General features: G+C 70.8%; 20 protein-coding genes, 1 tRNA gene and 1 riboswitch. Of the genes, 5 read left to right on the top strand and 16 right to left on the bottom strand.

Translation table 11 applies throughout. From position 1 onward, the window contains the following. Positions 1–328 precede the first annotated feature (328 nt). A tRNA-Leu gene (locus tag P3L51_RS06610) sits at positions 329–412 on the bottom strand. A gap of 460 nt (positions 413–872) precedes the next feature. On the opposite strand from P3L51_RS06610, the gene P3L51_RS06605 reads away from it, so the two are divergent. Further along, complete coding sequence (locus P3L51_RS06605; protein WP_435594390.1) at positions 873–1634, top strand: ABC transporter ATP-binding protein; 762 nt, start codon at positions 873–875, stop codon at positions 1632–1634. Between the two features lie 143 nt (positions 1635–1777). Continuing rightward, a complete protein-coding gene (locus P3L51_RS06600; RefSeq protein ID WP_354604111.1) occupies positions 1778–4324 on the top strand; it encodes an ABC transporter permease in 2547 nt (848 codons plus the stop codon). Positions 4325–4422: 98 nt separating this feature from the next. On the opposite strand, the gene P3L51_RS06595 is transcribed toward P3L51_RS06600, so the two are convergent. The 11 genes from P3L51_RS06595 to P3L51_RS06545 all read right to left on the bottom strand — a co-directional run bounded on the left by P3L51_RS06595 (position 4423) and on the right by P3L51_RS06545 (position 17580). Beyond that, on the bottom strand, positions 4423–5715 hold the full coding sequence (locus tag P3L51_RS06595; protein ID WP_354604110.1) for a class I SAM-dependent methyltransferase: 1293 nt from the start codon (positions 5713–5715) through the stop codon (positions 4423–4425). Positions 5716–5975: 260 nt separating this feature from the next. Next, positions 5976–7406, bottom strand: coding sequence for an NAD(P)/FAD-dependent oxidoreductase (locus P3L51_RS06590; protein ID WP_354604109.1), 1431 nt, complete (start codon positions 7404–7406; stop codon positions 5976–5978). A gap of 422 nt (positions 7407–7828) precedes the next feature. Further along, the gene (locus P3L51_RS06585; RefSeq protein WP_354604108.1) at positions 7829–8755 is read right to left on the bottom strand and encodes a Ppx/GppA phosphatase family protein; all 927 of its coding nucleotides are present in this window, start codon (positions 8753–8755) and stop codon (positions 7829–7831) included. Further along, positions 8752–9378 (bottom strand): DUF501 domain-containing protein, encoded by a 627-nt coding sequence (locus P3L51_RS06580; protein ID WP_354604107.1) that lies wholly within the window; start codon positions 9376–9378, stop codon positions 8752–8754. The genes P3L51_RS06585 and P3L51_RS06580 overlap by 4 nt, the downstream gene beginning before the upstream one ends. A gap of 26 nt (positions 9379–9404) precedes the next feature. Next, positions 9405–9875 (bottom strand): FtsB family cell division protein, encoded by a 471-nt coding sequence (locus P3L51_RS06575; RefSeq protein ID WP_354604106.1) that lies wholly within the window; start codon positions 9873–9875, stop codon positions 9405–9407. Between the two features lie 203 nt (positions 9876–10078). After that, complete coding sequence (gene eno / locus P3L51_RS06570; protein WP_354604105.1) at positions 10079–11365, bottom strand: phosphopyruvate hydratase; 1287 nt, start codon at positions 11363–11365, stop codon at positions 10079–10081. 281 nt (positions 11366–11646) lie between these two features. After that, the gene (locus tag P3L51_RS06565) at positions 11647–12351 is read right to left on the bottom strand and encodes a transglycosylase family protein (RefSeq protein ID WP_354604104.1); all 705 of its coding nucleotides are present in this window, start codon (positions 12349–12351) and stop codon (positions 11647–11649) included. A gap of 3 nt (positions 12352–12354) precedes the next feature. Continuing rightward, positions 12355–12531, bottom strand: a riboswitch (cyclic di-AMP (ydaO/yuaA leader). Positions 12532–12795: 264 nt separating this feature from the next. Next, positions 12796–13743 (bottom strand): transglycosylase family protein, encoded by a 948-nt coding sequence (locus P3L51_RS06560; protein WP_354604103.1) that lies wholly within the window; start codon positions 13741–13743, stop codon positions 12796–12798. A 141-nt stretch (positions 13744–13884) separates the two neighbouring features. Further along, the gene (locus P3L51_RS06555) at positions 13885–15144 is read right to left on the bottom strand and encodes a cytochrome P450 family protein (RefSeq protein ID WP_354604102.1); all 1260 of its coding nucleotides are present in this window, start codon (positions 15142–15144) and stop codon (positions 13885–13887) included. A 764-nt stretch (positions 15145–15908) separates the two neighbouring features. Further along, a complete protein-coding gene (locus P3L51_RS06550; protein ID WP_354604101.1) occupies positions 15909–16886 on the bottom strand; it encodes a nucleoside triphosphate pyrophosphohydrolase in 978 nt (325 codons plus the stop codon). 34 nt (positions 16887–16920) lie between these two features. Then, a complete protein-coding gene (locus P3L51_RS06545; protein ID WP_354604100.1) occupies positions 16921–17580 on the bottom strand; it encodes a SurA N-terminal domain-containing protein in 660 nt (219 codons plus the stop codon). A gap of 189 nt (positions 17581–17769) precedes the next feature. Here P3L51_RS06545 and P3L51_RS06540 point away from each other — a divergent pair, with 189 nt between their 5' ends. Both P3L51_RS06540 and P3L51_RS06535 read left to right on the top strand, forming a co-directional pair. After that, positions 17770–18171 carry a YciI family protein gene (locus P3L51_RS06540; protein ID WP_354604099.1) on the top strand — a complete coding sequence of 134 codons (402 nt, stop codon included), beginning with the start codon at positions 17770–17772 and terminating at the stop codon, positions 18169–18171. Between the two features lie 11 nt (positions 18172–18182). After that, positions 18183–19445, top strand: a complete 1263-nt coding sequence (locus P3L51_RS06535) for an RNA polymerase sigma factor (RefSeq protein WP_354604098.1) — start codon at positions 18183–18185, stop codon at positions 19443–19445. Here the strand turns inward: P3L51_RS06535 and P3L51_RS06530 are convergent. Next, positions 19400–19912, bottom strand: a complete 513-nt coding sequence (locus P3L51_RS06530; RefSeq protein ID WP_354604097.1) for a GtrA family protein — start codon at positions 19910–19912, stop codon at positions 19400–19402. The genes P3L51_RS06535 and P3L51_RS06530 overlap by 46 nt on opposite strands. After that, a complete protein-coding gene (locus tag P3L51_RS06525; protein WP_354604096.1) occupies positions 19909–20910 on the bottom strand; it encodes a glycosyltransferase family 2 protein in 1002 nt (333 codons plus the stop codon). The genes P3L51_RS06530 and P3L51_RS06525 overlap by 4 nt, the downstream gene beginning before the upstream one ends. A 124-nt stretch (positions 20911–21034) precedes the next feature. On the opposite strand from P3L51_RS06525, the gene P3L51_RS06520 reads away from it, so the two are divergent. After that, positions 21035–23581, top strand: a complete 2547-nt coding sequence (locus P3L51_RS06520) for a YfhO family protein (protein WP_354604095.1) — start codon at positions 21035–21037, stop codon at positions 23579–23581. On the opposite strand, the gene P3L51_RS06515 is transcribed toward P3L51_RS06520, so the two are convergent. Both P3L51_RS06515 and P3L51_RS06510 read right to left on the bottom strand, forming a co-directional pair. After that, positions 23525–25093, bottom strand: a complete 1569-nt coding sequence (locus P3L51_RS06515; RefSeq protein ID WP_354604094.1) for a serine/threonine-protein kinase — start codon at positions 25091–25093, stop codon at positions 23525–23527. The genes P3L51_RS06520 and P3L51_RS06515 overlap by 57 nt on opposite strands. Beyond that, on the bottom strand, positions 25090–25761 hold the full coding sequence (locus tag P3L51_RS06510; RefSeq protein ID WP_354604093.1) for a hypothetical protein: 672 nt from the start codon (positions 25759–25761) through the stop codon (positions 25090–25092). Before P3L51_RS06510 ends, P3L51_RS06515 begins: the two co-directional genes overlap by 4 nt. Positions 25762–25996 lie beyond the last annotated feature (235 nt).

The raw sequence follows: 25996 nt of genomic DNA, 5'->3' as shown, positions 1-25996 counted from the left end.
ATCGTGACGCGCCGGGTTCCGGACCGGGGCCGCCGGGCCGGCCCGGAGCACCGTCCGGTGGTGCTTCCGCACCCCTCCGGGAGCCTCTCCGGCGGCACCGCCGCGGAGTCCGGGATTCTGCGCATTGACGCGCACTCGACAAGATGATCAAGGCCCCTGAGCTGCGGGTTCGTCATCTCTTGAAACTGACTCCTCGTCAAGAGCTTTACTTTTCAATCGAGTTGGTCGATCGTGGCGATCCGCAGGCACGTTTCCGCAGAAGTGTGCCTCAGAGGCAAAAAAGAGAGGGTGAATCGATCTTCGCAGGTCAGCACACGTACAGAGAGTGTGCCCGGAACCGGACTTGAACCGGTACGCCCCATTTGGGGCAGCGAGGTTTAAGCTCGCCGTGTCTGCATTCCACCATCCGGGCGTACGCGGCTCCGCGTTGGCTCACGAGCCTATCCGGGAGGACCCCTCGGACGGCCGAGTACTCAGGCGATCCTGTCTGATTTTATTGGCACCTGAGGGTGTGTCAGCCCAGGTAACACGCCATCGGCACATGCCGGAAGCAGGACGAAGGTCTTGATACGGACCTCGGGATATGACGGAAACTCGCCGCTCTCTGTCTACTATTCGCCACTCCCCGCACACGGATTGCGCGGAGGCGTCGTCGGCGTGACAACGCGGTGACGGAGTGAGCGGGGTCGGGGTCGGTGTCATACCGCGGGGTCGGGGTCGGTGTCATACCCGAGGAGGACCGAGGCACCTCCTGGTCCGACCCGAGAGGGCCACAGGAACGGGCATGAGGAGTGACGACCTGAGGCCGGACGGCCGAGAGGATTGAGTCAATCCCGCCGGACGCCCCTGAAGGAGCCCCACCCGTGACGACCATGCCTCTCCTCCACCGCGCCAGCGCCGTGGCCGCCCACGCCTCCGGCTTGTCCAAGGTCTACGGGCAGGGCGAGACTCAGGTGGTCGCCCTCGACCAGGTCACCGTCGACTTCCGGCAGGGTGAGTTCACCGCGATCATGGGCCCGTCCGGGTCCGGCAAGTCGACCCTGATGCACTGTGTGGCGGGTCTCGACAGCTTCAGCAGCGGTTCCGTACGCATCGGTGACACCGAGCTGGGGACGCTCAAGGACAAGCAGCTCACCCAGCTCCGCCGCGACAAGATCGGCTTCATCTTCCAGGCGTTCAACCTGCTGCCGACACTGACGGCCCTGGAGAACATCACACTCCCCATGGACATCGCGGGCCGCAAACCCGACAAGGAGTGGCTGGACAACGTGATCACGATGATCGGCCTCAAGGACCGGCTCCACCACCGCCCCACCGCGCTCTCCGGCGGCCAGCAGCAGCGCGTGGCCGTCGCCCGCGCGCTGGCCTCCCGCCCCGAGATCATCTTCGGCGACGAGCCGACCGGAAACCTCGACTCACGGGCCGGCGCCGAGGTGCTCGGCTTCATGCGCAACTCCGTACGGGAGCTGGGCCAGACCGTCGTCATGGTGACCCACGACCCGGTGGCCGCCTCCTACGCGGACCGGGTGATCTTCCTCGCCGACGGCCGGATCGTCGACGAGATGCTGGACCCCTCCGCCGACGGCGTGCTCGACCGGATGAAGGCCTTCGACTCCAAGGGCCGTACGAGCTGACGACGCCCGTCGCCCCGCACTCCTGACGGCCCTCCCCGGCCGTCCCTCCCTCCTCCGCGGCACGTCCGCCCCGCCGTCCTTGGGCCGTGCGGGCCGTCCGCCCTGCCCGCCTCCGGCCTGCCCACTTCACCTGGACTCCCACCATGTTCCGTACCGCCCTGCGCACTGTGCTCGCGCACAAGGCCCGGCTGCTGATGACCGTGCTCGCCGTGATGCTCGGCGTGGCCTTCGTCTCCGGCACGCTGGTCTTCACCGACACCCTCGGCAACGCCTTCAACAAGCAGTCGGCCAAGAGCTACAAGGACGTCGCCGTCTCCGTCACCACCTACGCCTCCAACGAGACGGGGTCCGACGGGAAGAAGCCGGAGCCGGGGCTCAGCCCGAAGACCCTCGACAAGATCGGCGCCATCGACGGCGTGGACTCCGTCACCGGCCGGGTCGAAGGATTCGCCGGCGTGGCCGACCCGGACGGCAAGCTCATCGGCAACGGCTGGTCCAACACCGGCACCAACTTCGCCCCCGGCGAGGACGGCAAGGACGCCCCCTACGACTTCACCGAAGGAGCGGGCCCCACGAAGGCCGGCGAGATCGCGCTCGACGAGTCGACCGCGTCCCGTGGTGAGTACAAGGTCGGCGCCCCCGTGCGGGTCTCCACCAACGGGCCGGTGAAGGAGTACACCCTCTCCGGTGTCTTCACCACCGAGGACGGCGCGGTCAACGCGGGCGGCAGCCTGGTGCTCTTCGAGACGGCGGTCGCCCAGAAGCTCTACCTGAAGCCGGGCTTCTTCCAGAACGCCACCGTCACGGCGGCGCCCGGCGCCTCCGACGCGAAGATCCTCGACGCGGTCGAGCCGCTGCTGCCCGAGGACGCCGAGGCCCAGACCGGCGCGCAGCTCGCCGACGACCAGGCGGCGCAGATCGAGCGGGAGCTCAGCGGCATCAACCAGATGCTGCTCGCCTTCGCCGCCATCGCGCTCTTCGTCGGAGTCTTCCTGATCTCCAACACCTTCACCATGCTGGTCGCCCAGCGCACCAAGGAACTGGCACTGCTGCGCGCCGTCGGCGCCTCGCGCCGCCAGGTCAAGCGCTCGGTGATGGCCGAGGCGCTGATCGTGGGCCTCGTCGCGTCCGCCATCGGCTTCGTCCTCGGTATCGGTCTGGCCGTCGGACTGCGCGCCGCCATGGGCTCGTTCGGCGCGAAGGTCCCCGCGGGACCGCTGATGATCACGCCGGTCGCCGTCGCCGCCGCCTTCGGTGTCGGCGTGGTGATCACCCTGATCGCCGCCTGGCTGCCCGCCCGCCGGGCCGCGAAGATCCCGCCGGTCGCCGCCATGAGCAGCGTGCACGCCGTGGCCACCATGAAGTCGCTCGTCCTGCGCAACTCCATCGGCGCCGTGCTCACGCTCATCGGCGCCGCGGGGATCATCGCGGGCGCCTCGGTCGGGAAGGACGGCAAGCTGCTCATCGGCGCCGGCGCGTTCTTCTCGCTCGTCGGCATCATCGTGCTCATCCCGCTGCTGTCGCGCCCGGTCATCGCCCTCGTCCAGCCCCTGCTGAACCGTCTGTACGGCGTCGCCGGCAAGCTCGCCGGACAGAACGCGGTGCGCAACCCGCGCCGTACGGGCGCCACCGCGTCCGCGCTGGCCATCGGCCTCACCCTGGTCACCGGGCTCACGACCGTCGGCGTCACGCTGGGTACGGCCATCGACAAGGCGACCACGGACAACATCAAGGCCGACTACATGGTCACGATGGCCGCCGGCGGTTTCGACGGTCTCGACGAGTCGGCGATCAAGGCACTGGAGAAGGCGCCGGGCGTGCGCGCGGTCTCCCCGCAGCGGTCGGCGTACCTGTCGATCGACGGCAAGGACAGCTCCGCCTCGGGTGTGGCTCCCGGCGACATCGAGCAGCTCCTCACCCTGAAGACGGCGACGGGTTCGCTGGGCACGCTGAGCGGTGACGCGATCGCGGTGGCCTCGGACACCGCGAAGTCCCGGGGCTGGAAGGCCGGCGACACAGTCACGGTGAAGTTCCTGGACGACAGGACGGCGCGGCTGAAGATCGGCGCCACGTACGCGCCCAACGAGTTCCTCTCACCGATCCTCATCTCCACGGACCTGGTGGACGCGCACGAGGAGGACGCGTACACACCGGAGGTGTACGTGGCGATGGAGGGCGGGGCGTCCGAGTCCAACGAACTGGCCCTGGTGAACGCGCTGGGCGACAACCCCGCGATCAACGTCGCCGACCAGCAGGACATCAGGAACATGTTCGGCGGCATGATCAACACCGCGCTGAACATCATGTACGGCCTGCTGGCGATGGCCCTGATCATCGCGGTGCTCGGCGTCGTCAACACCCTGGCGATGTCCGTCTTCGAGCGCCAGCAGGAGATCGGCATGCTGCGGGCGATCGGTCTGGACCGCCGCAGGGTCAAGCGCATGATCCGGCTCGAAGCCGTGGTGATCTCGGTCTTCGGCGCGCTGGTCGGTGTCGGACTCGGTACGTTCCTGGCCTGGGCGGTCGGCCAGACGATCCGCGGGTCCATCCCCGGGTACGCGCTGGTGCTGCCCTGGGAGCGGATCGGGATCTTCCTGGTCCTCGCGGGCCTGGTGGGTGTGCTGGCGGCGCTCTGGCCGGCGCGCAGCGCGGCCAGGCTCAACATGCTGACGGCGATCAAGACCGAGTGATCCGGCTCCGGTGACCGGTACGGCGAAGGGCCCCGCATCCCCCCGGTGCGGGGCCCTTCGCCGTACTCCGCTGCCTGGCGTGCCGTTCCTGACTCGTGTCAGCGCCAGGTGCGGGCCCGCAGGGGGACACCCGCGTCGCCCGACGCGCGGGGCCGTACCGCCAGGATCTGGTTGACGCCGATCCTGTTGTGCTCGAAGGAGAGCGCGGAGGCCGCCATGTAGAGCCGCCAGACGCGGGCGCGGCCGGGCGAGGTGGCCCGTACCGCCTCGGGCCAGTGCCTCTCCAGATTCCGCACCCACTGACGGAGCGTCAGGGCGTAGTGCTCACGCAGGGATTCGACGTCCCTGGCCTCGAAGCCCGCCTCCTCCAGCGTGGCGACGGTACGGCCGAGCGGGGCGAGTTCGCCGTCGGGGAAGACGTACGCGTCGATGAAGTCGTCGACGTGGTACTTGGCCTCGTCCTTCTCGGGGCGGCGCGCGATCTGGTGGTTGAGCAGCCGGCCGCCCGGCCTGAGGAGGGCGAAGAGGGCGTCGGCGTATTCGCGGTAGCGGACCGAGCCGACGTGTTCGGCCATGCCGATGGACGAGATGGCGTCGTACGGCCCGTCCCTGACGTCCCGGTAGTCCTGGACCCGGATCTCGATCCGGTCGGTGAGGCCCGCCTCCGCGATGCGCTTGCGCGCGTACGCGGCCTGCTCGCGGGAGAGGGTGACACCGGTGACCTGGGCCCCGTACTCGCGCGCCGCGTGCATGGCCATGGAGCCCCAGCCGCAGCCGACGTCGAGCAGCCGCTCGCCCTCCTTCAGGCCGAGCTTGCGGCAGACGAGGTCGAGCTTGTCGCGCTGCGCGTCCTCCAGCGTGGAGCCGGGCTCCTCGAAGTAGGCGCACGAGTAGACCATCGACGGTCCGATGACCATCTCGTAGAAGTCGTTGCCCACGTCGTAGTGGTGGCTGATCGCCGCCCTGTCCCGGTGCTTGGTGTGCAGCGCGCCGGACCTGCGCCGGACCTCCTCGGGGGGCGGCGGGGGCGGCGGCCAGGGGCCGGCGATCTCCACGATGCCCTTGGCCGCGGCGCGCATCCGCGGATCGCGCAGTGGGCGCACCGTGTCCTTGGCGTCGGCGCCGCGCTCCCAGAGGAGTCCGGCGACCAGGTCGAGGGCGGCGTACAGGTCACCCTCGATGTCGATCTCACCGGCCACCCAGGCGCGGGCGAGGCCCAGTTCGCCGGGCTTCCAGAGCAGTCGGCGCAGGGCCCGGCGGTGCCGGAGGACAAAGGTCGGCGCGCCGGGCGGACCCGACTCGCTGCCGTCCCAGGCGCGGATACGTACGGGGAGCGGGGCTCCCAGCAGTTCCTCGGCAAGAGTGCTCAGCCGCAGTGCGGCGTCGGCCATGGCGCACACCTCCGTGATGGTGGATCCCAGAAATGCTCAACACACACGTAAACACCGCCGGGAGCGTGTGGCAGTCCCGACAGCACGCAATGGGCGGGCAAAATAGCTGCACCAGCCACGCATTTTGTGGCCAAATCTACCGATGCGCACCCTTGCCTGGCATGTCGTACCCCACTTCGGCGCCGGGCGCACGCGAAAGGGCCGCCCGCACCACGGATGGCGGGCGGCCCTTTCGGGTCGGTACGAGCGCTACGCGCGGTTCAGGAGGCCTTCACCGTCGAACCGGCCTCGGCCTTCACCTGCTCCGAGCCGGACTCCGGCCCCGACTTGGGGGCGGCGGCGGCCTGCGGCGCCGGGGCGGGCTTGGCCGCCTCGTAGAACTCCTCGCGCGGTGTCTCCATCGCGCCGAGCGAGACGACCTCGCGCTTGAGGAACGCCGAGAGCGTCCAGTCGGCGAAGACGCGGATCTTACGGTTCCAGGTCGGCATCGCCATGCCGTGGTAGCCGCGGTGCATGTACCAGGCCAGCCGACCACGGAACTTGATCTTCATCTTGCCGACGACGATCATCGCGACACCCTTGTGCATGCCGAGACCCGCGACCGCGCCCTTGTTGGCGTGGCTGTACTCCTTCTGCGGGAAGCCCCGCAGGCCGGAGATCACGTTGTCGCCGAGGACCTTCGACTGACGCAGCGCGTGCTGGGCGTTCGGCGGGCACCAGGCGTTCTCGACCCCGGCCTTGCGGGCGGCCATGTCCGGGACCTGGGCGTTGTCGCCGGCGGCCCAGATGTGGTCGGTGCCCTGCACCTGGAGCTTGGCGTTGGTGTCGACGTGACCACGCGGGCCGAGCGGCAGACCGTAGCGGGCGAGCGCGGGGTTGGGCTTGACGCCCGCGGTCCACACGATGGTGTTGGAGTCGACCTCAAGTCCGTTGCCCAGCACGACGCGGCCGTCGACGCAGGACTCCATACCGGTCTTGAGGTAGATCTCGACGCCGCGGCTCTCCAGGTGCTCCTTGCCCCAGCTGCCCAGCTTCGGGCCGACCTCGGGAAGGATCTTGTCGGCGACATCGACCAGCAGGAAGCGCATGTCCTCGCGCTTGACGCTCGTGTAGTACTTCGCGGCGTCGCGCGCCAGGTCCTCGACCTCACCGACGGTCTCGGCGCCGGCGAAGCCACCGCCGACGAAGACGAAGGTCAACGCCTTGCGGCGGACGTCCTCGTCGGTCGTCGAGTCGGCCTTGTCGAGCTGTTCGAGCACGTGGTTACGGAGACCGATCGCCTCCTCGATGCCCTTCATACCGATGCCCTGCTCGGCGAGGCCGGGGATCGGGAAGGTACGGGAGACGGCGCCGAGCGCGACGATCAGGTAGTCGAAGGGCAGCTCGTAGGCCTCGCCGACGAGCGGCGACACCGTGGCGACCTTGCGGTCCTGGTCGATGGTCGTGACCCGGCCGGTGAGCACCTCAGCCTTGGGCAGCACGCGTCGCAGCGGTACGACGACGTGCCGGGGCGAGATGTTTCCGGCGGCGGCTTCGGGGAGGAAGGGCTGGTACGTCATGTACGAGCGGGGGTCGACAACCGTGACCGTCGCCTCCCCGTAGCGCATCTTCTTCAGAATGCGACGAGCTGCGTACAGGCCTACGTACCCTCCGCCTACAACAAGGATCCTGGGACGCTCCGTGGTGCTCATGCCATCGAGTATCCACCCGCCCTGGAGGGGGTGCTCGTGAGCCCCTTCACAAGCACCCCCCACACCTCTGCTACACTGCGCGGCCCCCATGATCCACATCCGGCTCCGGCGGTGCGACCAGGTGGTGTCGTGAGACCTTCCACACCCCTCGTGAGCTGGCCCTTGAGACCTTTCCCGGCGGTGGACCACCGGGTGGTTCACACGCCCGCAATGCCGCCGGTACAGCCCGTTGACCGGCCGTACAGGGGGGTCGGGGCGGTGCCTGGGGTCCCCAGGGAGTGATGTGCGTCCAACCCGGCGGTTTTCCTTGTGAAGAACTTCACGAACTTCGTTCCGGAGCGTGGCGCAGAGCCCCCGTAAGACCCCCGTAAAGACGCTCCCGGCACCCCGGAACGCCCCCGCGACACCCCCCGGTCACCCGTTCAGGCGATCGACCAGCCGATGCCGTCGAGGATGTCGTGCTCGCTCACGACGACCTCCCGCGCACCGGTCCGTTCCATGATCGTGAGCAGGATCAGCGCGCCCGCGCCGATCACGTCGACGCGCCCCGGATGCATCACCGGAATCGTCGCACGTTCGGCGTGGGTGGAGGCGAGCAGCGTCGTGGTGATCTCCCGGACCACGTCGAAGGGGATGCGCGCGTGGTGGATCGCCTCCGAGTCGTACGCCGTCAGACCCAGCGCGATCGCCGCGACCGTGGTGACGGAGCCGGCCAGGCCGACCAGGGTGCGGGCCTCGCCGAGCGGGACGGCCCGCTCCGCCGTGTCGATGGCGGCGGCGATGTCCGCGCGCAGGGCGGTGATGTCGGCGAGGGTGGCCGGGTCGGCCGGGCGGTGCCGTTCGGTCAGCCGTACGCAGCCCATGTCCACCGACCGCGCGGCCGTGACCCGGTCGTCGCCGACGACGAACTCGGTGGAGCCGCCGCCGATGTCCACGACCAGGTAGGGCTTCGCCAGGTCGGTGCGGCCGGTCAGCTCCTTGGTGGCGCCGGTGAAGGAGAACTCCGCCTCCTGGTCGCCGGTGATCACCTCGGGTTCGACACCGAGGATGTCGAGGACGCCGCGTACGAACTCGTCGCGGTTCTCGGCGTCACGGGAGGCGGAGGTGGCCACGAAGCGGATCCGGTCCACGCCGTGTTCCTTGATGACCCCGGCGTACTCGCGGCAGGCCGCGAAGGTGCGCTCCAGCGCCTCGGGGGCGAGCCGGCCCGTCCGGTCGACGTCCTGGCCGAGCCGCACGATCGTCATGCGCCGGTCGAGGTCGACGAGTTCGCCGGTGGCGGGGTCCGCGTCGGCCACGAGGAGGCGGATGGAGTTCGTACCGCAGTCGACGGCCGCGATCCTGGTCATACCGTGTCCTCCGCGTCGGCCTGGGCTGCGGGCCGGGCGTCCTGCTCGGCGTCGGGCTGGGCGGCGGCCTCGGCGTCGGTCTGGGCGGCGTCGGCGTCCCCGGGCTTTGTGAACGGGATCACACAGGGGCCCTTGCGCCACCACTCGGGCAGCATCGCCAGCGCCTCGTCGCCCAGCGGGTTCACTCCCGGACCCGCCGCGAGCGAGTGGCCGACCAGCACGTGCAGGCACTTCACCCGGTCCGGCATCCCGCCGGCGCTCGGGAAGCCCGCCAGCACGTCGATGGCGTCACGGCGCGCGATGTAGTCCTCGTGGGCCGCGCGGTACGCGGCGGCCAACTCCGGGTCGGTGGCGAGGCGTTCGGTCATCTCCTTCATGACACCGTTCGCCTCCAGCGTGCCGATGGCCGAGGCCGCGCGCGGGCAGGTCAGGTAGTAGAGCGTCGGGAACGGCGTGCCGTCCGGGAGTCGCGGGGCGGTCTCCACCACATCGGGCTGCCCGCAGGGGCAGCGGTGCGCGATGGCGCGCAGACCGCGCGGGGGCCGGCCGAGCTGTTGCTTGAACGCCGCGACGTCCGCCTCGGTGGGTTCGCCGCGTGTCGTCTGCGGAGGGGGCGTTTGCATACCTGCGTCGGTTTCCTTGATGTCTGTCAGTCCGTCCGGTCGGCGCTGTCGACGCCGTCCAGGAGATTGGAGTACCAGGGCCGGTCGGCCGCGCCCTGGTCGGTGCGGCGCTCGTCGGCCGCCCGGGGGTCGGCCATGATGTAGCCGGTCTCCCCCGGCATCACGTAGTGCAGATGCTCGCGCGCCAGCCGCTGGACGTACGCGTCGTCCTGGAGTCGGGCCTTCTCGTCACGCAGTTCCTCGACCCGCCGCGCCGCCTCGCGCGTCAACTGCCTCTGCTCCGCGATGTCGCTCCGCTGCGACACGTACTGCCGCATCGGGTAGGCGAGCGCCACGATCAGCGAGCAGACGACGAGCACGAGGAAGGCCGCGCGTCCGGTGAGCCGGGAGCGGCGGGCCTGCCTGCGGGTCTGCGAGCGGTAGACGCGGGCGGCGGTCTGCTCGCCCAGGATCCTGATCTTGGTCGCGGTGGAGAACCGGTCCCGGTTCGCGGCCATGGTCCCGCCTCCCTGGAGGCCCGGCGGACCCCTCGTACCTCTGTACCGCCGTACTGCCTCTGTACGCGCGTACGTCCCCGGACACGGTACGGGACCGTGGCCGGGGACGGCCGTAGGACGGGCGGGGCAATGACCGGTGCCCCAGGGGCGGTCCCGGAAGGGTCAGCCCTGGGAGGGCAGTCCCTGGAGGGCCCGCTGGAGGGTCAGTCCTTGAAGCGGGGGAACGCGCTGCGGCCCGCGTACACCGCCGCGTCGTCGAGGATCTCCTCGATGCGCAGCAGCTGGTTGTACTTGGCGACGCGCTCGGAGCGGGCCGGGGCGCCGGTCTTGATCTGGCCGCAGTTGGTGGCGACGGCCAGGTCGGCGATCGTGACGTCCTCGGTCTCACCGGAACGGTGCGACATCATGCACTTGAAGCCGCTGCGCTGCGCCAGCTCGACGGCGTCCAGGGTCTCGGTCAGCGAACCGATCTGGTTGACCTTGACGAGCAGGGCGTTGGCCGAGCCCTCCTCGATGCCACGGGCCAGGCGCTCGGGGTTGGTGACGAAGAGGTCGTCGCCGACGATCTGGACCTTGGAGCCCAGCTTGTCGGTGAGGACCTTCCAGCCGGCCCAGTCGTCCTCGAAGAGCGGGTCCTCGATGGAGACGAGCGGGTACGAGGCGACGAGCTCCTCGTAGTACTCGGTCATCTCGGCGGCCGAGCGCGACTTGCCCTCGAACTCGTAGGAGCCGTCCTTGTAGAACTCCGAGGCCGCCACGTCGAGCGCGAGCGCGATGTCCTTGCCCGGGGCGTAGCCGGCTTCCTTGATGGCCACGAGGATCAGGTCGAGCGCGGCGCGGTTGGACTCCAGGTTCGGCGCGAAGCCGCCCTCGTCGCCGAGGCCGGTGGAGAGCCCCTTCTCCTTCAGGACCTTCTTCAGCGTGTGGTAGACCTCGGCACCCCAGCGCAGGGCCTCGGAGAACGACTCGGCGCCGATCGGCGCGATCATGAACTCCTGGATGTCCACGTTGGAGTCGGCGTGCGACCCGCCGTTGAGGATGTTCATCATCGGAACGGGCAGCAGGTGCGCGTTCGGGCCGCCGAGGTAGCGGAAGAGCGGCAGGTCCGAGGCCTCGGACGCGGCGTGCGCCACGGCCAGGGAGACACCGAGGATGGCGTTGGCGCCGAGCGAGGACTTGTCGGGCGTGGCGTCCAGGTCGAACATCGCCTGGTCGATCAGGCGCTGCTCGGTGGCGTCGTAACCGACGAGCTCCGGGCCGATCTGCTCGATGACGGCGAGGACCGCCTTCTCGACACCCTTGCCCTGGTAGCGGTTCTGGTCACCGTCGCGGAGCTCAAGGGCCTCGAACGCACCGGTGGACGCACCGGAGGGGACAGCAGCACGGCCGGTGCTGCCGTCGTCGAGGCCGACCTCGACCTCGACCGTTGGGTTGCCTCGGGAGTCAAGGATTTCCCGGGCTACGACGACGTCGATGGACGGCACGAGCATCTCCTTCTGGGATGTGACGCGTGGAGTGCAGAGCCTCGTTGGCCTTGCGGCATGAGCCTAACCGGCTCCCGGTCGGCGGTCGGCAGATGCCCGCCCGCTGGGACGAAAAGAGTCCTGAATGCCCGTTCAGCCGCGAATGTCCTGGGGTCCGGCCCGGCCCGGTCCAGCCCTGTCCGGTCCGGTCCGGCCCGAAGGCGGTGGCGGCCGGGCGGGGCCGAGCCCCGGCACGGCGCGTCCGGGGGGAGTGAGGCGCGCCGTGCCGGGGCTCGGGCAGGGAAGGGTCAGCTCAGGTGGAGCTGCTGACCCGGGAAGATCTCGTCGGCGTTCTCGACGATGCCCTTGTTCAGATCGAAGAGCTTCTTCCAGCCACCTTCGACCTTCTTGGTGTCGGCGATCTTGGAGAGCGTGTCGCCGGCCTTGACCTTGTACTCGCCGTCGCCCTTCTTGACCGGGCCGCGCGTCTCACCGCGCGAGGCGGACTGCTCCTGCGCGGCGCGCGGGGCGGACTCCTGCTTCGGAGCGGCCTTCGGGGCGGCCTTGGGAGCGGCCTTGGGGGCCTGCTCCTGGGCCTGCTGGCCGGAGTCGTCGGAGCCGGCGTTGTTCGCGGCGTTGGACAGGCCGACGCCACAGCTCGGCCAGGCACCCTTGCCCTGGCCCGCCAGGACCTTCTCGGCGACCTGTATCTGCTGGGACTTCGAGGCCTGGTCGGCGCTGGACGCGAAGGCGCTGCCGCCGTACGCGGCCCAGGTGGAGGAGGAGAACTGGAGGCCGCCGTAGTAACCGTTGCCGGTGTTGATCGACCAGTTGCCGCCGGACTCGCACTGGGCGACGGCGTCCCACTCGGAGGTGGTGGCCGCGGAGGCGGAGGTGGCGCCGATCAGCGGGACCGCGACAGCGGCACCGGTGATGCCGGCGAGCGTGGCGTAACGGACGGCCTTGGACGGGCGGCGGTGCTTGGCCCTGCCGGACTTGCTGGAAAACAGCATGCGAGATCTCCTCACCGACGCCTACGAGGTGAGCTGTCGGGTTCGGGCCAAGTGAGTTGCCCGGCCGTGTGACCCGGGAACGCCTTCACGTCCCCCTGCACACGACTGCACCCCGAGCCGGCCGTACTGACCGGCACTTACCTTTGGGTCCCCCGCTCCTGCCTTCGGCGCTTGACGCGACGACTACTCCCCCCGACCGACGGCAGGATTCGGCGTGACGGTCGACGGTGCCCGCGGTGCGAGCGGTTCAGACCGTAAACACAGACATCCCGGATGTTCAAAGGAGGAACATCCGGGATGATTCGCCCATCCCGTCCCGGGGAAACCCCTGTTTACGCAGGTCGGGACGGAGGCGGGGCGACGTGCCGGTCAGACCGCATCAGTTGGGGCGAAGAGACCCTTGTCTCACTTGCCCAGATACGGACATAGACCGTTTAACTACCCCTACTTCGCGGCCAGATCGAGACTCTGGCCCGGCAGGATCAGGTCGGCGTCGGAGCCCACGACCTCGCGGTTCGCCTTGTAGAGCGCGGACCAGCCGCCCTCCACCTTCTGCTCGTCGGCGATGGCCCACAGGTTGTCGCCGGCGCGGACGGTGTACGAGCCGTCGGCGGCGGTGTCGCCGTCGCGTGCCGAACCGTCACTCCGCGAGGCATGACGACCGCCGTCGCGCGCTTCGTCCGACGTGCCCGCTTCGGCCGTTCCATCCGATTCGCCCGATCCGTCCGAGGCGTCGGCCGACGTGCCCGCCTCGGGTGCCGCCTCGCCGCGGTGCTTGCCCTGGCCGCCGCCGGCCTCGGTAGCGGCGTCCGTGCTCGACTCCGTGCCCGGCCCCCCAGTGCCGGGCTCCTGGGCCTCCGAGGCGGAGTCACGGCCGAACTGACCGGACGCGGGCGTCGACTCGGGAGCGGCGGGCAGGACGGCCGTCTCGCTCGGCTCGGGCTCCGCGGGCGCCTTGGACTTCTGGGCGGCGTCGGAGGAGTCACCGGAGGGCTCGCCGTCCGGAGCCGTACCGGCGTCCGCCGTGAGCCCGGTGACCAGCGCGCAGGTCGGCCACGCGGTCGGCCCCTGCGCGTCGAGGATCTTCTCGGCGACGGCTATCTGCTGGCTGCGGCTGGCCTGGTCGGCGGTGGGCGCGTACGCCGTACCGCCGAAGTCGGACCAGGTCTCCTGGGAGATCTGGAGCCCGCCATAGAACCCGTTGCCGAGGTCGGCGCTCCACATGCCGCCGCTCTCGCACTCGGCGACGCGGTCCCAGGTGGTGGCGTCGGCCGCGCTGGCGCCGGTCGCGCCGAGCAGCGGAATGGCGATCGCCGAGCCTGTCACCCCTGCCGCGACGACGAGGGCGGGGGCTTGACGGGGCCGACGGTGCCGGCCGTTCCCGGAGCGCATGCGGTTGCCTTCCGTGAGACTGCTGAAACGTGAATCCCGAACACGTGACTGCTGAGACGGTCGTGAACGTAGCCGTACTCCAAGGTCTGTCACAAGTCGATGCAGCGGAGATCACGTGAAAGTCACAGTGTTGACGATCCGTCAGTCACGCACCGCTGTGAACTGCACCGGGAGCGTGCGCAGTCCACGCATGATGAGCCCCCCACGCCACCGCAAATCGGATGGATCGACCGCAAGTCGCAAGTCGGGCAAGCGGGTCAGAAGCGTACCGAGGGCGGCCTGCCCCTCCAGCCGGGCGAGCGGTGCGCCGAGGCAGTAGTGGATGCCGTGGCCGTATCCGAGGTGTTTGTTGTCACTCCGCGACAGGTCGAGCCGGTCCGGATCGTCGAACCGTTCCGGGTCGCGGTCGGCGGCGGCGAGTACGACGAGGACGGGGTCGCCCACCGCGACGTTCTGCCCGCCGAGTCGCACGGGCTCGGTGGCGTAGCGCCAGGTGGCGAGCTCCACCGGCCCGTCGTAGCGCAGCAGTTCCTCGATCCCGGTCGCGAGCAGCCCCGTCTCGCCCGCGTCGAGCGAACGCTGGAGCCGCTCACGCTGATCAGGGTTGCGGAGCAGGGCGTACACCCCGTTACCCACCAGATTCACGGTCGTCTCGAACCCCGCGAAGAGCAGGATGAACGCCATCGCGGCGGCCTCGTTCTCGGTGAGGTGCTCGCCGTCGTCGCTCGCCCGGATCAGACCGGAGATCAGGTCGTCGCCGGGGTCGTCCCTCTTACGGTGGATGAGCTCGGCGAGATAGCCCCGCATCTTCTTCACGGACCGCGCGACCCCGCCCCGCGGCCCGCCGCCGTGCCGGATCATCATCCCGGCCCAGTCGCGGAAGTCGTCCTGGTCCTCGCGCGGGACGCCGAGCAGATCGCAGATCGCGTAGATGGGCAGCGGGAAGGCGAAGTCGTGGATGAGGTCGGCCTCCCCCTTCGCGGCGAAGGCGTCGATCAGCCCGTCCGTCAACTCCTGCACGCGGGGAGCGAATTCGGCCACCCGGCGAGGCGTGAACGCCTGCGACACGAGCCTCCGCAGCCGGGTGTGGTCGGGCGGATCGATGTTCAGCAGATGCGTCATCAACTCCGCGCCCCGCTCCCCCGGGATCCCCGTCTTCCCCTTGGCGTGCGCCTGCTCGGCATGGTGCACGGGATTCTTCGACAGCCGCGGATCGGCGAGCGCCCGCTTGGCGTCCACGTACCGCGTCACGAGCCACGCGTCGACCCCACTCGGCAACCGGGTCCGGTGCACGGGCGCGTGCTCGCGCAGCCAGGCGTAGGCGGGGTAGGGGTCGGTGGCGAACTCCCAGGTGAAGAGTTCGGGGGCGGGGGGTGGCGGCGTGGCAGCGGGGTCGTGCATGGGCCTGACAGTAACCGGCCGCTCTCCATGCGCCTTCAGGGATCCCGGCGCCAAGGTCACCGACCACCCGAGTGATCACCGCACGCGCCGCTCGGCGCCGGGGGTCGGTGTCCGTGCCGGTGTTGGGGGTGGTGGTGGTGACGACGGTGTCGGGCTCGTCGCTCTCACGGACCTTGCTGGTGCCGTCGTCAACCACAGCGAGATAGACGCAACGGTTCGCCTCGCCGTTGATCGTGAACTTCTACCAGGGGAGGGCAGACACGTGCACTCCCTTTCTCAGGCGAATCGGCGGTGGTCTGGCCAACTCGTCATGCGGGGAAGGGTATTGAACGCCACTGAGACTTCACAAGGGCAGCGCCGTGACCGTTCAACGGTCGAAGTCCAGGCCGCGTGCCTCCGCCCAGGCCGCGCCGAAGAAGTACGACCGCACAGAGTGGTGGTACAGCGCGTCGTCGGCGTATTGCGCACAGACCATTCGCGCCGCCTCCGCCGCCCGTCCCGCGGGTACGGGAACCCCTGCGACCTCTACCAGCATTCCGCGACCCCCACAGCCGAGCGCCATTCCCGAACATGCACGGCCACAGCACTCGCGTGCGCGGTCCTCCTCGGCCGCCGCCCGCCGGCGCTCCGGACCTCCAGACGGAGCGCGTCTGCTACGGCGCTGGGGTGTCGGTACCTGCCTCGGCAAAGTGGTCGCGCTCGCCCGCCTTGACCGGTCCGCCGGAGGGGCGTGCGACGGGGAGACGAACCGGCCGAGCTGGCCGCTACCCGTCTGAACCGCGCCGCTCCGCCGCGCGGATCGTGTCGCGGTAGGTGCGGGCCGCCGCGCGGAGGGCGGATTCGGGGTCGATGCCCGCGGCGTCCGCGCGGGCGGCCAGGGCGAGGAGGTCGTAGCCGATGCCCTCGCCCTGGGGGAGCGGGACGTCCAAGGGTGCGGCGGCGACGCGGGAGGTGAGTTTGGCGGCCAGGGCGAGGGCCGGCTGGGCCAGGGGGACGCCGTCCGTGATCGAGTCGCGCTGTTTCTCCACCGCCTTGGTGCGCAGCCAGTGCGCGTGGACGTCGGCCGGGGTCTCGGCCGTCTCGTCGCCGAAGACGTGGGGGTGGCGGTGGATCAGCTTCTCGACGATCGTGGCCGCGACGTCGTCCACCGAGAACGGCTCGTCCTCCTCCTCCGCGATACGGGCGTGGAAGACCACCTGGAGCAGGACGTCGCCCAGTTCCTCGCGCAGTTCGTCGCGGTCGCCGCTCTCGATCGCCTCGACCAGTTCGTACGACTCCTCGATGGCGTACTTGGCGAGGCCCTCGTGCGTCTGGGTGGACGACCACGGGCATTCGGCGCGGATCCGGTCCATGACCTGGACGAGGTCCAGGAGGCGGGCGCCCGGGAGGTCGTAGGAGCCGGGGAGCAGTTCCAGGTCGGGCATCTGGACGCGGCCCGAGCCCGCGAGGCGGGAGAGGCCGTCGGTGAGGGCCTGGTCGCCCTCGCCGGAGGGCAGGACCACGACCGTACGGCCGCCGGCGCAGGCGTCGACCAGCTCCCGCGCGGTGGGCGCGGAGCGTTCGACGGTGACGCCGGCCTCGCGCAGATACGGCAGCTGGGGGTGCGCGGGGTCCGCGCACAGGACCTGGTCGGCCTCGCGCAGCGTCTGCCAGGCGGGCCAGGACAGCACGCCCGGCGCGACCCGGTGGCTGACGGTGAGCAGGACGATACGGCCGGGGGCGACGGCGGGTTCTTCGGTCACCCGGAGCAACCTACCCTCGGGCCCCGGCCTCGTCTCACGCGCCCGTCGGGGCCTGCTCCGGCGGGGCTTCCTTCGTGACCTGGGTGAGCCACGGCGTCTTCGCCTCGCCGAGCCTGACCTGCTTGGTGTCCCACGCGCCGTAGCGCGGGTTGACGTCGATGCCCAGGTCCTCGGACGTCTTGACCAGCACGGCGAGAACCTGCTGCTGGCCCTCCGGTGTGGCGGTGTTGGCGCCCAGCGACTGGGCCAGCTTCGACATCAGCACCTCGCGGCGGATCGCGGCGTCGATCTGGCCCGGGGTGAGCGCGCCCTGCTGGAGCAGCATCGCCGCCAGCTGGTCCTCGCCGCCGGACTGCTGGGCCGCCGCCTGGCGGGTGTTCTGGATGTCCTTGCGGGACGCCTTCACACCCGCGTCGTCCGCGGCCTTCCGCAGGATCTCGTCGAAGATCATGCTGTTGAGCTTGACCTGGCTGAGCTGGCCGGTGTTCTTGATGAGCTCGGCCGCCTGCGGAGACTCCTGCTGCGCGTCGCGCACGTCCCGGACCTGGGCCTGGAGCGAGGACACGTCGATGCGCTCGCCGCCGACGACGGCCGCCGCGCCGGGATGGGCGTCGTTGCCGCAGGCGGTGAGGAGCGGGGCCGCTGCGAGGAGCGCGGCGGAGAGGGTGAGCGCTGTGCGACGGCGGCGGTGCAAAGGGTGCCTCCTGGATCGTGACAACGACCGTGCGTTGATCGATGTTAGGCAGTGGCGGCGGATCCGATCCAGTCAGCCGGTCTTTTTTCGAAAACTTCGCCGACCGGTCGGCCGGGGTGTCGAAATCGCGGCGGTGGCTTCTACCAGTGTGTGAGAGCACCACTGGACAGTTACGAAGAGGAGCGAGCCATGAAGTACATGCTGCTGATGCAGTTCAGCGCCCGGACCGCGGATTTCCCGGAGATCTCGACGTGGACCCCCGAGGAGATCCGGGCGCACATCGCCTTCATGGGCGACACGAACACGATGCTCAAGGACGCGGGCGAATTCGTGGAGGCCCAGGGCCTCGCCGGGCCGGACACGGCGCGGATCGTACGGGCCGGGAGCGGCGGCGCGCCCGTCGTCACCGAGGGGCCGTTCCCCGAGACGAAGGAGTTCCTGGCCGGGTTCTGGGTCGTCGACTGCGAGACGTCCGAGCGGGCGGACGAGATCGCCGCGTACATCTCGGCGGCCCCCGGCCCCGGCGGCAAGCCGCTGAACATGGCGATCGAGGCCCGGCAGATCATGGCCGGCCCGCCCGACGAGCTCTGAGAGAGCGGGCGTTGAGCCGTACCACCTTCCACGACGAGGACCTGCTGCGCACACTCGCGCCGCAGGTCGTCGGCGTGCTCACGCGGCGCTTCGGGGACTTCGCCGCCGCCGAGGACGCCGTGCAGGAGGCGCTGCTGGCGGCGGCGACGCAGTGGCCGCGGGAGGGCGTGCCGGGTAATCCGCGCGGCTGGCTGATCCAGGTCGCGAGCCGCCGGATGACCGAGGGGGTGCGCGCGGAGGAGGCGCGGCGGCGGCGTGAGGACCTGGCGACGGGGCGGGAGCCCGCCGACCGGCGGGTGGCGCCGCCCGCCGACGCGGACGAACCGGCCGACCGGGACGACTCGTTGACCGTCCTGTTCCTGTGCTGCCATCCGGCGCTGTCGCCGGCCGCCGCCGTCGCGCTGACGCTGCGGTGCGTGGGCGGTCTCGGTACGGGGGAGATCGCCCGCGCCTTCATGGTGCCCGAGGCGACCATGGGCCAGCGGGTCAGCAGGGCGAAGCAGCGGATCAGGGCGTCCGGGGTGCCGTTCCGGATGCCGGGGCCGGACGACGCGGACCGGGAGCGCCGGCTCGGAGCCGTACTGCACGTGCTGTATCTGATCTTCAGCGAGGGGTACGCCACGAGCGCCGGGCCCGAACTCCAGCGGGTCGAGCTGTCCCACGAGGCGATCCGGCTGACCCGGGCCGTCCATGAACTGCTGCCGGACGACAGCGAGATCACCGGGCTGCTGGCGCTGATGCTGCTCACCCAGGCCCGCAGCGCGGCCCGGACGGGGCCGGGCGGCGAGCTGATCCCGCTGACCGAGCAGGACCGGGGGCGCTGGGACGGCGCGGCGGTCGCCGAGGGCGTCGCGCTGATCACGGCGGCGCTGCCGTACGGCCCGGTGGGCCCGTATCAGGTGCAGGCGGCGATCGCCGCCGTCCATGACGAGGCGGGGTCGGCCGACGAGACGGACTGGCCGCAGATCCTGGCGCTGTACGGGGTGCTCGACGCGCTCGTCGACAATCCGGTGGTCTCGTTGAACCGCGCGGTCGCGCTGGCGATGGTGCGGGGTCCGGCCGCCGGGCTCGCCGCCGTCGACGGGCTCGAAGCGGCGGGGCGGCTCGCCGGGCACCACCGGCTGTACGTGGTCAGGGCGCATCTGCTGGAGATGGCGGGCGACCGGGAGGCGGCGGCCGAGAACTACCGGGCCGCGGCCTCCCGTACGACGAGCACGCCCGAGTACCACTACTTGTCGATACGGGCCGCGCGGCTCGGGACGGGGGCGGCGTAGCCGGCGGGGTCCGGGGCGTCGGCGGGGTTCGCGTCGTCGCGGCGGTCCGGGTCGTCCGGGTCGTCCGGGTCGTCCGGGTCGTCCGGGTCGTCCGGGTCGTCCGGGCGCAGCATGATCGTGCGGGAGACCACGAATGTGATCGGGATCGCCGCGGCCGCCGCGATCAGCGGCGCGTACGTCCTGCTGAGGTGCAGCACGTCGACCAGCAGATAGACACCGCACGTGGTGATGGTGAAGTTCGCCGCGTTGGTGAGCGGGAAGAGCAGGAACTTCCGCCAGGTCGGCCGGGTCCGGTAGGTGAAGCGCGAGTTGAGGAAGAAGGAGCCGGTCATGCTGAGCACGAAGGCGACGACATGCGCCGCGACGTACGGGAGCCAGGTCAGCAGCACCAGATAACAGGCGTAGTACGAACCGGTGTTGACGACCCCGACGAGCGCGAATCGGATCAGCTGGCCCCGGACCGTCATGTGCCTACGAGCTCCTGGTCCGTCGTCGCCGTCGTCGCCGCGGTCGCCGCACGTGCCCGCCGGGGGCGGTCCGCGTCGGTCGCCGCCACCAGGTAGTGGGGGCGCCGCTTCACCTCGTAATAGATGCGGCCGACGTACTCGCCGACGACTCCCACCATCACCATCTGCACGCCCGACAGGGCTGTGACGGCCACCAGAAGTGTGACATAGCCGGGGGTGTCGACCCCGTTCACCATGGCGACGCCGACAATCCACGCCGCGTACACGGAGGCGAGCGTGAGCAGCAGCAGTCCGAGGTAGAGCGCGGCCCGCAGCGGCTTGTTGTTGAAGGAGAGCATGCCGTCGAGCCCGTAGTTGAGCAGCTTTCCGAAGCTCCATTTGGAACGGCCCTGCTCACGTACCGCGTTCTCGTACTCGAATGTCGTCGAGCGGAATCCGACCCAGGCGAAGATTCCCTTGGAGAAGCGGTTGTACTCGGCGAGGCCGAGCACCGCGTCGACCGCGCGGCGGGAGAGCAGCCGGAAATCCCCCACGCCGTCGACCAGTTCCACCTCGATCAGACGGTTGATCAGCCGGTAGTAGGCGCGGGCCGCCAGGGTGCGGGTGACGCGGTCGCCCTTGCGGGTGCGGCGGGCGATGACCTGCTCGTAGCCCTCCTCATGGAGGGAGAGCATGCGGCGGACCAACGCCGGTGGGTGCTGGAGGTCCGCGTCCATGATGACCACGGCCTCGCCCCTCGCGTACTGGAGGCCGGCGAGCATCGCGGCCTCCTTACCGAAGTTGCGGCTGAAGGAGACGTAACGGGTGCGGGAGTCGGCCGCGGCGATCTTCTCCAGCCGCTCCAGAGTGCCGTCCCGGCTACCGTCGTCCACATAGACCAGCTCGAATTCATGCCCGAGTTCCCCTTCGAGCAGCGCGAGTTCATCGGTCACATGGTCGTGGAAGCGGTCGACGATCTCCTCTTCGTTGAAGCACGGGACCACTATCGAGATCAGCACCGTAGAACCACATCCGACAGGAATGTCACCGTTGGAGTCCCCGCGTGAATTGCGGGCGGCCATCACATGAACTGAAGCACCAACAGCCCTTTTGTCGGGATGCACGCTGACATATTCGATCACTATGCCGACCCTGGAATCCGTGCGTGGCCGGGCAGCCGCGTTCGCCGCCCTCATCACCGTGACCGCCGTCTGCGCGGGTGACGCGGTGGCCCGGAGCTTCCCGTTCGGCTCCCGCACCCGGAGCGTCAACGACCTGGGCAATCAGTTCGTCCCTTTCCACGCCAAGCTGTGGGACCTGCTGCACGGGCGCGGGGACGGCGGGCTGCTGCTCAACTGGCAGTCCGGGTACGGCACCGCGTTCCTGCCCGACCTCGGCACGTATCTGACGAGCCCGTTCGCCCTGCTGGTCGGGCTCTTTCCACGGGACCGGATCGATCTCGCCGTGTATGTGATCACCGTGCTCAAGATGGCGGCGGCGGGCGCGGCGATGGCGTGGCTGTTGCCGGCGATGGCGAGGAGACGGCCGGGGTCGGGCGCGGCCCCCTGGTGGGTCGCCGGGGTGCTCGGGGCCACGTACGCGCTCTGCGGCTGGTCGGTCATCGAGGCGTCGTACAACCCGATGTGGCTCGACGGGCTCATCGCCTTCCCCCTGCTCTGCCTGGTCGGTGAGTGGGTACGGGCGGGGCGGCGGCCGGTCGTCGGCCCGCTCGTCGTCGCCCTCGCCTGGGTCGCCAACTTCTACACCGCGTACATGGCGACCCTCGGCGCGGTACTCGTGCTCTGCGTCCAACTCCTGCTCCATGAAGGGGTGATGCGCGAACGGCTGCGGGTCCTGGTGCGCGGCGCGTTCACCGTGCTGCTCGGGATCGGGCTCGCCGCGCCCGTGCTGCTGCCGGTCGTGATGGGGACGCGGCACGCCTATCCGGGCTGGACGACGGAGTTCAGGGCGGCCGGCTGGAGCGAGGTGTTCGCGCGGGCGCTGCCCGCGACGTACGACTTCTTCACGCCCGCCGTCTTCCTGGGCGGCGGCGCCCTGCTCCTCGCCGCCGTGCTGCCCTTCAACCGGGCCGTCCCCAGACGCGAGCGCGTCGCGTGGGCGGGGCTCGCGGGCGCGGTCGCGCTCTCCTCGCAGTGGGGGCCGACGCATCTGGTGTGGCACGCCTTCGCGACGCCCAACGGCAGCCCCTTCCGCCAGACGTTCGTGCTGTCCGGACTGCTGGTGATCGCGGCCTGGCAGTGCCTGGCGTACGGCTGGCCGGGCCGCCGTGCGCTGCTCGGCGGCAGTGGGGTGCTGGTCGCGGTCGGGCTCGTCGCCGCCACCGACGCGCTGACCGGGCGGCGCGCCCTCGCGCTGTTCGCGTGCGGGCTCGCGGCGGCCGTGGCGGCGCTGCTGGTGGTACGGCTCCCCCGGCGCCGTTACGCGGCGCTGGCCGCCCTGTTGCTCGTGGGCGGGCTCGCGGGGCAGGCGGCGGCGACCACCGCGTACGCCGACCGGGCGCGGCTGGATCGGCTCGACCACTACCCGGCCTGGGGCGCGGCGCACGAGAAGCGTGCCGACGCGCTGGCCGAGGTGGACGGGTGGCCGCGCTACCGCACCGACCCGGGGCGTACGCAGATCACCGCGAACGATCCGCTGCTGCTGGGCGGGCAGGGCTCCTCCTACTACAGCAGTCACACGCCCGAGGTGCTGACGCGCACGCTCGGCGCGCTGGGCGCCGGCTGGACGTCGAACGGGCGGGCGGTGCAGAGCCTGGACAACCCGGTCGTGGACGCCGTGTTCGCGGTGGGCGCGCGCCTCCGTACGGAGGAGGCCGGATCTTCGGCGGCGGGCGGGCGCGCGGGCGGATCGGCGGGCGGGCCCGCGTTGTCGCGCCCGGAGGTGAGCCGGGCCGACGTGCCTCCGCTGGTGACCGTACGGCCGCCGGAACGGACCCCACCGCGCTACGGGCCCTCGCCCTTCCGCAATCAGGAACTGCTGCTCGGCTCGCGCGTCTACGCCGCCCCCGTGGCGGGCGCCTGCCCGGCCGGCCGCGAGGTCTTCCTCTGGGCGCCCGACTACTACGGCACCGCCCGGCTCGGCGACGCCCCGCCGGTCATGCTGCGCGGCGACAGGCCCCGCTGGCGCGCGGCCGTGACATCGCTCGGGACGGCCGAACGCGTGGGTGAGCGGGTGACGTTCGACCGGAAGGCGCCCGGCGTGCGGACGGTGGCCTGCCTCGACCGGGCGCGCCTCGCCGCCGCCGTGGACCGGATGAAGAAGACCGGCGCCGTCTCCGTGCGGGTATCGGACCATGGCGTACGGGCCCAACTGCCGCCCGGGAGCGCGGGAACGGCCGTTCTCGCCGTACCCCGTATCGCCGGCTGGAGCTGCGCCGGGAAGCCCGCCGACTCGTCGCTGGGGCTGGTGGCCGTCCCGCTGGACCCGGACGGCACGACGACCTCGGTCGACTGCTCCTTCCGTCCGCCGGGGCTGCTTTCGGGCGGCGCCCTGGGGGCCGCGTCGCTGCTCGTGCTGCTGGGCGTCGGCGCGCTCTCCGTACGGAGGCGACGTCGCGAACAGCCGCGACGTGACAAACAGCCGCGACGTGACGAACAGCCCGGCCCGGCGGAACTACCTGCCCCGGGTGGTGCCCCGGAACTGCTGCCTGCGGTCGAGCCCACGCCGTAGTTCGACGGGCAGCGGGTGGTACGGGCCGTACGCGCGCTCCGCGTCGTACAGCAGGTACTGCAACTGCTGCTGCGCCGCCGAGTGGTCGCCCACCGCGAGCAGCAGATGCCCGATGCGGTGCCGGATGTCGAAGGCACGCGACTGGTCGGCGCCCGGCTGTCCGGCGCCTTCGTAGTAGGGCAGCACCGCGCGGTACTCCTCCAGCGCCGCGCCCGCCTCGCCGAGCTGTTCGAGGCACTGCGCGGCATCGAAGCGGAACTGGAGCGTCTGCGGGTCGCCGGGGCCGGCCTCGGCCGCGCGGTCGTCGGCGAGGCGGCGCAGCTCGGGCAGGGCGCGGCGGTACTGGCCGTCGTCCATCAGCGTCGTCGCGTACTGCTTGCGCAGGATGCGGACGACCGGTGAGCGCTCGCCGTGCTCGGCCGCCGCAGCCGGGAGGATTCCGCCGAGGATGTCCACGGCCTGCGTGATGCTGCCCTCGCCGAGGAGACGCTTGGCCTCGTCAACGGCGGCGGCGACGTCGGGCCGCCGGGCGGGGACGTTCTCCGGCTTCGGCGCCAGGGGCGCGGGCGGCGGGGCGGCGGCGCGGTCGGGCCAGGGCGCGTGCGGGCGCAGGAACGGGCGGCTCGGGTCCAGCGGTGTGCCGGCCTGGCCGGAGTGGGGCGCGCCGACCACACCGCGCGTGGGAAGCAGCGGGGCGAGTGCCTCGTACACCTCCTGCGCTCCGGCGGGCCTGTGCTGCGGGTCCTTGGCGAGCAGGCGCAGGACGAGCGCCTCCAGCGTCTCGGGGATCTCCGGGCGGATCCGGCGGACCGGGACGGGCGGCTCGTACAGATGCCGGTGCAGGACACCGAGGGCGGTCGTCCCCGGGAACGGGACGCTGCCGCTGAGGAGTTCGTGCAGGACCACGCCGAGTGCGTAGAGGTCGGTGTACGGGCCGACGGCGCCGCCCATCACCTGCTCGGGGGCCATGTAGGCGGGGCTGCCGATGACCGATCCGGTGTGGGTGAGGCGGGTGGTGTCGGTGTCGATGACGGAGGCGACGCCGAGGTCGAGCACGAGGACGGTGCCGTCGGGCTTGACCATCACGTTCCGCGGCTTGAGGTCGCGGTGCACGATGGGCACCGCGTGTACGGCGGCGAGGACGCCGCACAGCTGGGCGGCGACCGAGGCCGCCCACTGCCACGGATAGGGCGCGTGTCCGATGAAGTGGGCGGCGAGGTCGGTGCCTTCGACGTACTGCATGACCAGGTACAGCTCGTCGCCGTCGCTGCCCGCGTCGTGCACGGTGACCAGGCCGGGGTGGTTGACCTGGGCGGTGACCCGGCATTCGCGGATGAACCGGCGGCGCATGTCCTCGGCGCCGGCGTCGGCGGCCATCTTGTCGGGGCGCAGCAGTTTCACGGCGACGCGGCGGCCGAGGCGCTGGTCGTACGCCGTCCAGACCTGGCCCATGCCGCCCTGGCCGATGAGGCCGGCCATCTCGTAACGGCCCGCGACGACGCGGGCGTTCACCGCTTGTCGCCCTCGCCGCTGTTGCCGCCGTCGCGGCTGTTCCCGCCGCTCCCGCCGTTCCCGCTCCCGCTGTCGCGGCCGTCGCGGCGGAGGAGATCGCTCAGCTCGTCCAGCTCGGCGCGCACCTGGTCGATCCGGGGCGGCGGCGTGGGGTGGTTGGGCTGCGCCCGGACGGGGGCCGCGGGGCCGGGCTGCTGGTACGGCTGCGGCTGCTGCTGGCCGGCCATGGGCCGGGTGGGACCGCCGTAGCCGTAACCGGAGTTGGCGGGCGGCTGGTACTGCCCCGTCACGGGCGGCGGGTAGTAGCCCCCGTACGGCCCCGCGTGGCCCCGGTAGTGCTTGAAGTCCGCGTACAGGTAGTAGGCGATGGCGGCGGCACCGGTCGACAGCATGCCGATCATGCCGATGTTGCCCTCACGGCTGCCGAAGTCGTCGGTGTCGTCCTGGGCGAGATAGAAGATCCACAGGACGCTGAGGGCCACGTTCCCGACGAACAGCCACCAGTTCAGGACGGACCGGGTCACGATCGCCACCCGCAGCGTCGCCGCCCAGGAGAGGAAACCGCAGGTCAGCAACGGCATCGCCACGAAGATCACGCGCAGGAAGGCGAGCATCCCCGGCGTGGGTGTGCCGTTCGGCGGAGGATGCGCTATTCCGGGGCCGTGCATGCTGCTCCTGACAGGCCAGGGGGACGTCTGCGAAAGCGTATCGAGGGTATACAGCGGCACCGCCCGCCGAACCCTGCCGTACGGATTCCCCCGGCCCCCGGACCTGTCCCCAACGCTCGGATCCGGTGACGCACCCACGCATTGGGTTCGACGTAGACACCGTAGCCGCGTGTGGCCTCGCAGTGCACGGCCATGAGGGCACCGGGTACCCGGGGCGAGCGGTTCGGCGAAGCCG

The organism is Streptomyces panacea (assembly GCF_040560175.1).
Classification (GTDB): Bacteria; Actinomycetota; Actinomycetes; order Streptomycetales; family Streptomycetaceae; genus Streptomyces; species Streptomyces panacea.
The sequence above is the reverse complement of the archived record's forward strand: the minus strand, read 5'-3'. Positions and strand labels throughout refer to the sequence as shown.

Bases quoted from the DNA above. Each gene is read 5' to 3' on its own strand.
- P3L51_RS06605 (WP_435594390.1), top strand. From the start codon at position 873: ATGCCTCTCCTCCACCGCGCCAGCGCCGTGGCCGCCCACGCCTCCGGC.
- P3L51_RS06600 (WP_354604111.1), top strand. From the start codon at position 1,778: ATGTTCCGTACCGCCCTGCGCACTGTGCTCGCGCACAAGGCCCGGCTG.
- P3L51_RS06595 (WP_354604110.1), bottom strand. From the start codon at position 5,715: ATGGCCGACGCCGCACTGCGGCTGAGCACTCTTGCCGAGGAACTGCTG.
- P3L51_RS06590 (WP_354604109.1), bottom strand. From the start codon at position 7,406: ATGAGCACCACGGAGCGTCCCAGGATCCTTGTTGTAGGCGGAGGGTAC.
- P3L51_RS06585 (WP_354604108.1), bottom strand. From the start codon at position 8,755: ATGACCAGGATCGCGGCCGTCGACTGCGGTACGAACTCCATCCGCCTC.
- P3L51_RS06580 (WP_354604107.1), bottom strand. From the start codon at position 9,378: ATGCAAACGCCCCCTCCGCAGACGACACGCGGCGAACCCACCGAGGCG.
- P3L51_RS06575 (WP_354604106.1), bottom strand. From the start codon at position 9,875: ATGGCCGCGAACCGGGACCGGTTCTCCACCGCGACCAAGATCAGGATC.
- eno (WP_354604105.1), bottom strand. From the start codon at position 11,365: ATGCTCGTGCCGTCCATCGACGTCGTCGTAGCCCGGGAAATCCTTGAC.
- P3L51_RS06565 (WP_354604104.1), bottom strand. From the start codon at position 12,351: ATGCTGTTTTCCAGCAAGTCCGGCAGGGCCAAGCACCGCCGCCCGTCC.
- P3L51_RS06560 (WP_354604103.1), bottom strand. From the start codon at position 13,743: ATGCGCTCCGGGAACGGCCGGCACCGTCGGCCCCGTCAAGCCCCCGCC.
- P3L51_RS06555 (WP_354604102.1), bottom strand. From the start codon at position 15,144: ATGCACGACCCCGCTGCCACGCCGCCACCCCCCGCCCCCGAACTCTTC.
- P3L51_RS06540 (WP_354604099.1), top strand. From the start codon at position 17,770: ATGAAGTACATGCTGCTGATGCAGTTCAGCGCCCGGACCGCGGATTTC.
- P3L51_RS06530 (WP_354604097.1), bottom strand. From the start codon at position 19,912: ATGACGGTCCGGGGCCAGCTGATCCGATTCGCGCTCGTCGGGGTCGTC.
- P3L51_RS06520 (WP_354604095.1), top strand. From the start codon at position 21,035: ATGCCGACCCTGGAATCCGTGCGTGGCCGGGCAGCCGCGTTCGCCGCC.
- P3L51_RS06510 (WP_354604093.1), bottom strand. From the start codon at position 25,761: ATGCACGGCCCCGGAATAGCGCATCCTCCGCCGAACGGCACACCCACG.